This window comes from Porticoccus sp. W117 (genome assembly GCF_030341905.1).
GTDB lineage: Bacteria > Pseudomonadota > Gammaproteobacteria > Pseudomonadales > Porticoccaceae > SCSIO-12696.
Genome location: NZ_JATAAF010000039.1, coordinates 1 through 9,531, shown reverse-complemented (window position 1 = coordinate 9,531; position 9,531 = coordinate 1). Strand labels below are relative to the sequence as shown.

General features: G+C 52.9%; 10 protein-coding genes. 6 read left to right on the top strand and 4 right to left on the bottom strand.

The features are described from left to right. Nucleotides 1–170 (top strand): transposase (locus QSV34_RS14930; RefSeq protein WP_289151995.1); only part of this gene is annotated, 170 nt, incomplete at its 5' end. 225 nt (nt 171–395) lie between these two features. Here QSV34_RS14930 and QSV34_RS14925 read toward each other — a convergent pair. The 3 genes from QSV34_RS14925 to QSV34_RS14915 all read right to left on the bottom strand — a co-directional run bounded on the left by QSV34_RS14925 (nt 396) and on the right by QSV34_RS14915 (nt 4,959). Next, nucleotides 396–2,510, bottom strand: a complete 2,115-nt coding sequence (locus QSV34_RS14925) for a TonB-dependent receptor (RefSeq protein WP_289156022.1) — start codon at nt 2,508–2,510, stop codon at nt 396–398. A gap of 162 nt (nt 2,511–2,672) precedes the next feature. Next, nucleotides 2,673–3,959 (bottom strand): HlyC/CorC family transporter, encoded by a 1,287-nt coding sequence (locus QSV34_RS14920; RefSeq protein WP_289156020.1) that lies wholly within the window; start codon nt 3,957–3,959, stop codon nt 2,673–2,675. A gap of 187 nt (nt 3,960–4,146) precedes the next feature. Then, complete coding sequence (locus QSV34_RS14915; RefSeq protein WP_289156018.1) at nt 4,147–4,959, bottom strand: cytochrome C assembly family protein; 813 nt, start codon at nt 4,957–4,959, stop codon at nt 4,147–4,149. A gap of 182 nt (nt 4,960–5,141) precedes the next feature. Between QSV34_RS14915 and ffh the strand changes: the two genes are divergently transcribed. From ffh to rplS, 5 genes are all read left to right on the top strand, one after another. Beyond that, nucleotides 5,142–6,593, top strand: a complete 1,452-nt coding sequence (gene ffh, locus QSV34_RS14910; protein WP_289156024.1) for a signal recognition particle protein — start codon at nt 5,142–5,144, stop codon at nt 6,591–6,593. 413 nt (nt 6,594–7,006) lie between these two features. After that, nucleotides 7,007–7,261, top strand: coding sequence for a 30S ribosomal protein S16 (gene rpsP, locus QSV34_RS14905; protein ID WP_289156015.1), 255 nt, complete (start codon nt 7,007–7,009; stop codon nt 7,259–7,261). Nucleotides 7,262–7,296: 35 nt separating this feature from the next. Further along, nucleotides 7,297–7,854: a ribosome maturation factor RimM gene (rimM, locus tag QSV34_RS14900; protein ID WP_289156013.1), complete on the top strand. Its 558-nt coding sequence runs from the start codon at nt 7,297–7,299 to the stop codon at nt 7,852–7,854. 9 nt (nt 7,855–7,863) lie between these two features. Further along, entirely contained in the window at nt 7,864–8,625 is a 762-nt protein-coding gene (gene trmD / locus QSV34_RS14895; protein ID WP_289156011.1) for a tRNA (guanosine(37)-N1)-methyltransferase TrmD, read from the top strand. A gap of 156 nt (nt 8,626–8,781) precedes the next feature. Beyond that, entirely contained in the window at nt 8,782–9,147 is a 366-nt protein-coding gene (rplS, locus tag QSV34_RS14890) for a 50S ribosomal protein L19 (protein ID WP_289156009.1), read from the top strand. 214 nt (nt 9,148–9,361) lie between these two features. Here the strand turns inward: rplS and QSV34_RS14885 are convergent. Next, a partial coding sequence (locus tag QSV34_RS14885; protein ID WP_289151995.1) for a transposase occupies nt 9,362–9,531 on the bottom strand: 170 nt, incomplete at its 5' end.

Here is a 9,531-nt window from a genome sequence, read left to right as displayed (position 1 = left end):
AAGAGATTTACAGGCGCCGGCAGGAGACAGTTGAACGCAGCTTCGCTGATGCTAAACAACTACACGGTTATCGATATGCTCGCTACACCAGGCTTAATAGAGTGGCTGGTCAGTGTCTGATGGCTGCGACTGCCCAAAACATCAAGAAAATTGCTCAGATGGCGGCCTGAGCCTCTATTGAGCCCTCTCTACACTCCAAACCCCTTGCTTAGCCTCTGTAAATGCCTCAGTGCGGTGTTTGCGAGACTCAACCTAGATTCGAGAGACTCTCCGGCTTTTGGGTTAGCAATGCCCAGAAACAACAAACCCCAGCAAAAATGCCAGGGTTTGTCAGCGATCTGACCGGCTCTGTCAGAGCCGGTGTTTTTGTTTGCAGGTTGTATCTAATGCAATGCTTAGAACTTACCGGTGACGGTCAGCATGGCATTGATCGGTGCACCTACGGTGGCCTGATGGGTCGAGTGAGAGTTAGGGAAGTACAGCTCGTCCGTCAGGTTTTCGATATTCAGCTGAATACGCAGGTCATCAGATACATCGTAGTAAACCGACGCATCAACGCGGGTGTAGCTAGGCAAAATGGGAGCATTAGCACCGGAGTTGCTGTTGGTGATAAAGCTGTCATCCTGGTAAGTAGCGCCGATTCCAAAACCGAATACATCATTTACCTGGAAGGTATTCCAGATTGAGAAGGTGTTTTCCGGCAGTTCGCGGGGAACACTGCCATTTGGCAGTCCGTCGGAACCAATTCTATCGCCATCCAGGTTGCTGTAGTTCGCAGACACATACCAGGAGTCATTCACCTGACCAGCAAGCTGTAGTTCGAAACCGGAGATTTCTGAATCGATCACATCAAGAGTTGACGGGTCATTATCGGCGGGCTGAGGTGAGCTCTGCTCGTTCTCAAACAGCGCTGCTGTAAAGCTAAGGCCTTCGGCAAAGTCCCATTTCAAACCGATTTCGCGGTTTTCAAAAGTGTCTGGATCAAGCGCATTATTGTTGCCATTAATGTTGGCAAACTGTTCGCCACTGCGCGGCAGGAAAGACTCGCTGTAGCTCGCGTAGATAGAAACATTTTCCTGTGGCTTATAGATAATGCCAGCACGAGGTGAAACTTCGGTATCTTTGCGGGTGCGAACGCCGAACGAAGATGAATCTGGGTCAACATTGTTAACTTCGATATCAAAGCTGTCAAAACGAGCGCCGACCAGGATATCCAGTTGTTCGGAAATCTCAATTTGATCCTGAATATAGAGCGAGAACACGTCAAGGCTGACTCGAGTGTCGTCATTCAAGTCTGAGAAGGTGTAAGAGGTCGGCTGGCCAGCAGCATTTACTCCCGTGCCGCCACTGAAATTGAGCGGGCGGGTAGCCAGGAATTGTTCTCTGTCGTTACCGGTTGTGCTGAATACGGGGTTGAAGCGATCTTGATCGGATGATGTATCAATATATTCACTGCCAACGATAATCGTGTGCTTGTCCAGCTCGGCGACAACGTTGGTCGACAGAATCAGATTTTGCCGATCGGTGGTGTCCACATAGCCGTCGAGGGTTACGACGTTTGTGGCGGGGTTGTAAGCCTGCGCATAGAAATTTTGATACAGCTTGTCGTAATCGCCGTAGAACAAGCTGGCGTTACCTTTTACTGAATCCGAGAAATTATGCTGCAAAGCCGCACGGAAGGTGTGGGCTTTTAGGGTAGTCAGATTGACATCCGGGTCAGCAAATACCGTATCTTCGAAGGCTTCTACCGGGCGGCCATCGGCGCCGGTTGGAATTCCACGATCAATAAAGCGCTCGTGATCCGCGTACTCGTAAGACAGGTCCAGGGTTGTGTCTTCGCTCAGCTCAAAGCGGGCGGTGGGGTTGATGCCAAGGCGGTCGCCATCAAAGAAATCACGATGGTTTTCCAGCCTTTCATACATGGTGTTCAGGCGAACAGCGGATGTTTCGCTCGTGGCCAGGTTGGTATCAACTTCTACACCCACGCCGCCAAAGGTGTTGGCGGCAGTCTTATAGCTATTGAACTGTGCGCCCAGTTCAGCCTTTTTGGATACGCGGTTGATAATGCCACCAGTACCGCCGCGGCCAAACAGCAGGGCGTTGGGGCCACGCAGAACTTCCACTTGCTCAACGTTGTAAAGCCCACGGTAATACTGAACATCGTCACGGTTGCCGTCCAGATAGAAGTCGGCGGTTGAGCGTACGCCGCGGAATACCACAGCATCCCGGTGGCCTTCACCCTGAGAGGTGTTGACGCCGGGGGTGTAGTCGATAATGCCACGAATACTGGTGATACCGCGCTCGGTAATTTGCTCAGAAGTAATGATTGAAAGGCTTTGTGGTACGTCGATGATCGGCGTAGGGGTTTTTATCGAGTTCACTTTCTCGACGGAGAGATAATTGCCTTTGGTAATAATCTCTTCATCGATATTTTTATTCTGCTTTTCGGCAAAAGCAGGACTGCTGGCGAGGGCAATGGCTGCAGCCAGCGGGAGTGGTTGAAACTTCATTAGATGTGGCCCCTTGTTACTTCAATGGTTTTTGTTGAATAGAATGGCGACCATTGTAGTGATAGAGGTTATTGTTGGCAATTGTTATTGATAATCAATCTTATTATTAATGTATAGCTTTTAGGCATGTCCAGTTGTAGATGGCTTTGAGCAGGGTGACTTTCAGAGGCTCTCGGGGCTTTCGGCGGACAATATTCGGCTGGCGCGTAGTTTGATCACTTTCATTTCGTCCAGCAGGACGGTTTCAAAGCGATAATCTCCCAGGGTAAAGCTGACGTTGCCGTCAGGGATATCTTCCAGCTGCTCAATGGCCAGGCCGTTGAGGGTTTTGGGGCCATCGGTGGGCAGCTCCCAGTCTGTTGCCTTATTGATATCGCGGATGGTGGCGGTGGCGTCGATAACAAAGCTGCCGTCTTTTTGCGACTCGATATCCTGTACCGCTTCTTCCGCCAGGTTGGTGGTGAAGTCGCCGACGATTTCCTCAAGGATATCTTCCAGCGTCACCAGCCCCTGTACTTCGCCGTATTCGTCCACCACCAGAGCGGTGCGATGTTTGGTGCGGCGGAAGTTCATCAGCTGGGTGTGCAGGGGAGTGTTTTCTGGCACGAAATACGATTCAGCCGCAAAGCGTTTGATGGCCTCTTTGCTCATTTCACCGGCGTTGCCCCGCAGCAGGCGGCTGGCACTGCGAATATGCAACAGGCCGATGACTTCGTTGATATTGTCTTCGAACACCGGCAGGCGGGTGTATTCGCTGGTGACAATGCGGTCGGTAATGGTGTCCAGATCGTCTTCCAGATCGATGCCGTAAATCTCGTTACGGGGCACCATAATGTCGTCCACGGTGACGTCTTCCAGCTCCAGTATATTGAGCAACATGCCCTGATTGTCGGTGGGGATGTTGGAGCCGGATTCGTCCACGACGGTGCGCAGCTCGTCTTTACTGAGAGCATCATTGCTGCCTTTGTTTGGATCGACGCCAAACAGGCGTACCAGACGGTTGGATACTTGGTTTACCAGCCAGACGACAGGGTAGAGTAGCGTTAACAGTGGCTTGAGCAACAAACTGAAAGGGAAGGCCACTCGCTCAGGATGCAATGCGGCAATTGTCTTCGGCGTTACCTCAGCAAAAATTAACATCACGATGGTGAGTGCGATACCAGCAAGAAATTCTGAGCCATTGCCATAAAGTTTTATGGCAATGGCTGCTGCAACAATGGCGGCAAAGTTATTGGCGAGGTTATTGCCGATCAGTATTACTCCGATCAAACGATCCGGACGCTCCAATAGCTCGCTAACCCGGCGGGCGCCACGGTGCTTTTTTTGCAGGTGTTTTAAACGATAGCGGTTAATCGCCATCATGCCGGTTTCAGAGCTGGAAAAGAATGCGGAGCAGAGCAGCAGGAGTGCTAGCAGGCTAAACAATAGCCACAGGGGCGTCGCGTCCAAGGAGGGGTAAACCTCTATTTGTTATGGGAGCAGTATGGTGCGATATGCCTGCAGGCAGGTCAACCGTTTTGCCCTGCATTTTGTCGGCCATAAAGTAGCCCGGGTGGAGTACAACGGAACCCGGGAAAGGGCTCTAAACAATGCTCTGATCCCGGGTTGCGCTGCGCTCCACCCGGGCTACGGATATTTACACCAGCAATACTTCGTAGACAAATTTACTGCCCCAGTACGCCAGGGCGGTGGCGATAAAGCCAATCAGCGTCCAGCGGATAGCTGTATTGCCGCGCCAACCTTTTACATGGCGCCCCCACAGCAGTATGGCGTAGATCAGCCAGGCTATAAGAGAGAAGGCAGTTTTGTGGCCCAGGTTTTGGCCGAACAGGTCTTCAAACACTGCAAAGCCTGAGATCAGCGACAAGGTAAGTAACAGCACGCCCGCCCACAGTACTTCAAACAGCAGCGCCTCCATGGTTTGCAGGGGAGGGAGAGCGCGCACCCAACCCTTCAGGTGTTTGTGGCGCAGCTGCCAGTTTTGATAAGCCAGCAACATGGCCTGGAACGCAGCGATGGTGAGCAGACTGTATGCCAATATGGAGCTAAGGATATGTACAACAGCACCGGTTCCGGGCTTGCTTTGTGCGCTGCCCGCACTGCTTATCAGGGCAATGGCCAGAACCGGTACCGTAATTGGCAGTAAAAACAGAAACAGGTTATGAGAGGGCTTGCGCAGGCTACTTAGTAATACGATTAGATTCACCACAAAAAAGATGGCCGCACTGACGCGCCACAGGCTTAAGTCCAGGCCGTTAGCGCTTGCCAGTAATTGCCAGGCAGCCAGGCCGTGAGTGGCGATTGCCAGGCCGCACATGGCCAGCAACCATTCTTTGCGCAGGGGCGAACTGCTGTTGCTGTGGCTGGCGGCGCGCACTTTTTGCGCCTGATAAAAGAAGGCAAAAATATAAAGGGCAATGGCCCCGTAGCCGGCGTACAAAGTGCTCATGATTGTGCGGTATCTCATCCTTTATATAGCAAAGCGAGTGTCGCACAGTTGCTTTGCAGATGCGAGGGGTTATCAATAAGCGCGCATTGCACGCCACTTTGTGCTGCTCGTAGCTCGTGGCTTCACATCAAGCTATACTCCTCGCCCTTGAACCCAATACAGCAGCGATTTCCCCCATGGCCATGTTTGAAAACCTTAGCGAACGCCTGTCGCAAACTCTCAAAAAAGTCACCGGCAAGGCCCAGCTCAGCGAAGACAATATTAAAGACACCTTGCGCGAAGTGCGTATGGCGCTGCTGGAGGCGGATGTTGCGCTGCCGGTGGTGAAGCAGTTTGTTGAGCAGGTAAAACAAAGTGCTGTGGGTGCAAAGGTCAGCAGCAGCCTCAACCCCGGCCAGCAGTTCCTGAAGATTGTTCAGCGCGAGCTGGAAATCACCATGGGGGAGCGCAATGAATCTCTGAACTTGGCTGCCCAGCCGCCAGCGGTGATTTTGATGGCGGGTCTGCAAGGCGCTGGTAAAACCACCTCAGTAGCCAAACTGGCCAAGCATCTCACTGAGCGGGAAAAGAAAAAAGTGCTGGTGGTGAGTGCCGACGTTTACCGCCCGGCGGCCATCAAGCAATTGGAAACCCTGGCCGGGGAAGTGGGTGTCGGCTATCAGCCCAGCTCGGCGGATCAAAAGCCCCAGGCCATTGCCAAGGCAGCCTTAAAAGCCGCCAAAGAGCAGCACGCCGATGTATTGATTGTGGATACTGCTGGACGCCTGCATATCGATCAGGAGTTGATGGGGGAAATTCAGGACTTGCACAAGGTTCTGAATCCGGTGGAAACCCTGTTCGTGATCGACGCCATGATCGGCCAGGACGCGGTGAATACTGCCAAGGCCTTTAACGATGCGCTGGCGCTGACCGGTGTGATCCTCACCAAAGTGGATGGCGATGCCCGCGGCGGTGCGGCGCTGTCTGTCCGTCATGTCACTGGCAAGCCCATTAAATTCCTTGGTGTGGGCGAAAAAACCGACGCCCTGGAACCGTTCCACCCGGATCGTATTGCTTCCCGCATTCTCGGTATGGGGGATGTACTCAGCCTGATCGAAGAAGTTGAGCAGAAGGTCGATCGCCAGAAAGCCGAGAAACTGGTTAAAAAGGTACAGAAAGGCAAGCGCTTTGATCTGGAAGACCTGCGCGACCAGCTGCAGCAAATGCAAAACATGGGTGGTCTTGGCAGCATGCTGGAAAAGCTGCCGGGCATGGGCAATATGTCCCAGATGATGGAGCAGGCCAATGCTGGCAAGCAGTTTTCCAAGATGGAAGCGTTGATTAACTCCATGACCCCAGCGGAGCGCCGTAACCCGGATATTCTCAATGGCTCCCGCAAGCGTCGTATCACTATGGGTTCTGGTACCACCATTCAGGATCTCAACCGTCTGATGAAACAGCACAAGCAGATGGCCAAGATGATGAAAAAGATGAAGGGCGGTGGCATGGCAAAGATGATGCGCGGCCTCGGTGGTATGCCCGGCATGGGCAATATGCCCGGTGGAATGCCCCCCATGGGCGGCATGAGTGGCGGCGACCTGCCGCCGATGGGTGGAATGCCACCTGGGGGTGGGTTGCCTTTCAAAAAGAAATAATAGCTGCGAGCGGCGCGCTACGTGCTGCGAGCAGATCGATAGAACGCCGTCATCCTGAGCGCAGCGAAGACAAATTGGCAGGAAAGCCAATTTGGGCGCCGTAGGCGGCCCGAAGGGCCGAGCGCCATGGATGGTGCGAGTCAATCTCGTGTCAGCCGCGAGCTGTGAGATCCTCACGCGGCTGCGCGGCTCAGGATGACAGTAATAAAGAACCGAGGAATGACAATCTCGCTCAATCTGCCCGTCGCCCCTAGTAGCCCGAAGCCTTCCTTTATTCCCCACAAATACGTATAATGCCGCGCCTTTCGGAGATAGTCAGCCCGGTTTCAATTGGCCCGGGCTTTGTTTTTATGGGTCTATCTCGTTAATTTTTAAGGGGTTTTTAACCCCGTTAAGTACAGGATAACAGTTACATGGTAACCATTCGTCTGGCTCGTGGCGGCTCCAAAAAGCGCCCGTTTTACCACCTGACCGTTGCGGACAGCCGCAATGCTCGCAACAGCCGTTTTATTGAGCGCGTTGGCTTCTTCAACCCTACCGCCCGCGGTAACGAAGAGCGTCTGCGTGTTGATCTGGAGCGTGTTAACCACTGGGTTAGCCAGGGCGCCAAGCCCTCCGATCGTGTCGCCAAGCTGCTTAAAGACGCTGGCGAACAAGCTCAAGCATAAATTGAGTTACGACGCGTAGCGTCTGAAGGGGAACAATGCGACCGGCATCAAACGACAGTGAGACACTTGTTGCTGAAAAGATGGTTGCTGGCCGGATTGTTTCTATCCACGGGGTGAAAGGCTGGGTAAAGGTGAATTCCTTTACAGAGCCCCGTGAAAATCTCTTCAAATACGGCCCCTGGTGGTTGAAAACTCCCAGGGGTTGGAGAGAAATCGAGTTCGATGAGTTTCGCAAGCAAGGCAAAGGCCTGATTGCGCACATTGTTGGCCTCGATGACCGGGATGAAGCGCGCAATTATTGCCAGCAGAACATCGCGGTTAGCAAAGATGTACTGCCGGAACTGTCCGGCGACGAGCTTTATTGGCACCAGCTGGAAGGGTTGACCGCGATAACCGTCCACGGCGGCGAACGCAAAACCCTCGGTGTGGTAAAGCAGCTGCTGGAAACCGGCGCCAACGATGTATTGATGGTGAAGGGCAACAGCGACAGTCTGGATCGCAAAGAGCGCCTGATTCCCTACGCGGATCAGTTTGTACTCAATGTTGATCTTGAAGCGGGTGAGATAGAAGTCGATTGGGATCCTGACTTCTAGGGGTGGCATGTGAAAGTTGCACTGGTCACATTGTTCCCCGAAATGTTTGCTGCCATTACTGATTACGGTGTGACCGGCAGAGCGGTAAGTAACGGTTTGTTGGAAGTTAAGGCTTTCAACCCCAGGCAGTTTACTGACGACAAACACCAGACCGTAGATGATCGCCCCTACGGTGGCGGCCCCGGTATGGTGATGTTGATTGAGCCACTACGGCAAGCCATCGCGGCGGCACGTCAGTGGCAAGGCCAGAGTAGTCAGGGAAAAGACAGTAAGGTTATTTACTTGTCCCCCCAGGGCAGGGTGCTCAACCAGCAGGGTGTAAATACCTTGGTGAAAGAGAGCAACCTGATACTGGTAGCGGGTCGCTACGAAGGTATCGACGAACGCCTGATCCAACAGGAAGTGGATGAAGAGTGGTCCATTGGTGACTACGTGCTCAGCGGCGGCGAATTGCCTGCCATGGTGTTGATGGATGCGATTATCCGCCATCTGCCCGGAGCGCTGGGGCATCAGGATTCGGCAGTAGAAGATTCTTTTGCCGAAGGTTTACTGGACTGCCCCCATTACACCCGCCCGGTAGTGGATGAAGATTATCAGGCGGCGGTTCCGGACGTGTTGTTATCCGGTAACCACGAAAAAATTCGACAATGGCGGCTGCGACAGTCCCTTAAAAGGACACTGACCCGGCGGCCAGAGTTGTTAAAAGACCTGCAGCTCACTGATGAACAGCAGGCAATACTGGCGGAGATTGAGGCTCAACAGGCCGATTGAAGTCTTCGCAAGCTGGCGAATGAAACGCCTTTTTTCGTCATTCCCGCGCATGCGGGAATCCATGAAGAAAGTAATTTCCTCTTTAGCGCAGCGCTACTCAAAAACCGCAGTTCTAACGAATTGCAAACTTTTAACGTACAAACTGAGGAGCGAACCATGAGTGGTAAGAACCCAATTATTGCCGAGCTCGAAAAAGAGCAAATGAGCAAAGAGATTCCTGCTTTTGCCCCGGGCGACACTGTTGTTGTTCAGGTGAAAGTAAAAGAAGGTAACCGCGAGCGTCTGCAGGCGTTCGAAGGTGTGGTGCTGGGCAAGCGCAACCGCGGCCTGAACTCTGCTTTTACCGTGCGCAAAATTTCCAGCGGCATCGGCGTAGAGCGTACCTTCCAAACCTACAGCCCGCTGGTAGACAGCATCAAAGTTAAGCGCCGCGGTGACGTGCGCCAGGCCAAACTGTACTACCTGCGCGAGCGCTCTGGTCGTTCTGCACGCATTAAAGAGAAGTTGGACAATAAGTCTTAATCGCTTCGATTGGATGCGAAAAGGGGCGGCTATTTAGCCGCCCCAGATCGCTGACAAACCCTGGCATTTTTGCTGGGGTTTGTTGTTTCTGGGCATTGCTAACCCAAAAGCCGGAGAGTTTCTCGAATCTAGGTTGAGCCTCGCAAACACCGTACTGGGGCATTTACAGAGGCTAAGCAAGGGGTTTGGAGTGTAGAGAGGGCTCAATAGAGGCTCAGGCCGCCATCTGAGCAATTTTCTTGATGTTTTGGGCAGTTGCAGCCATCAGACACTGACCAGCCACTCTATTAAGCCTGGTGTAGCGAGCATATCGATAACCGTGTAGTTGTTTAGCATCAGCGAAGCTGCGTTCAACTGTCTCCTGCCGGCGCCTGTAAATCTCTT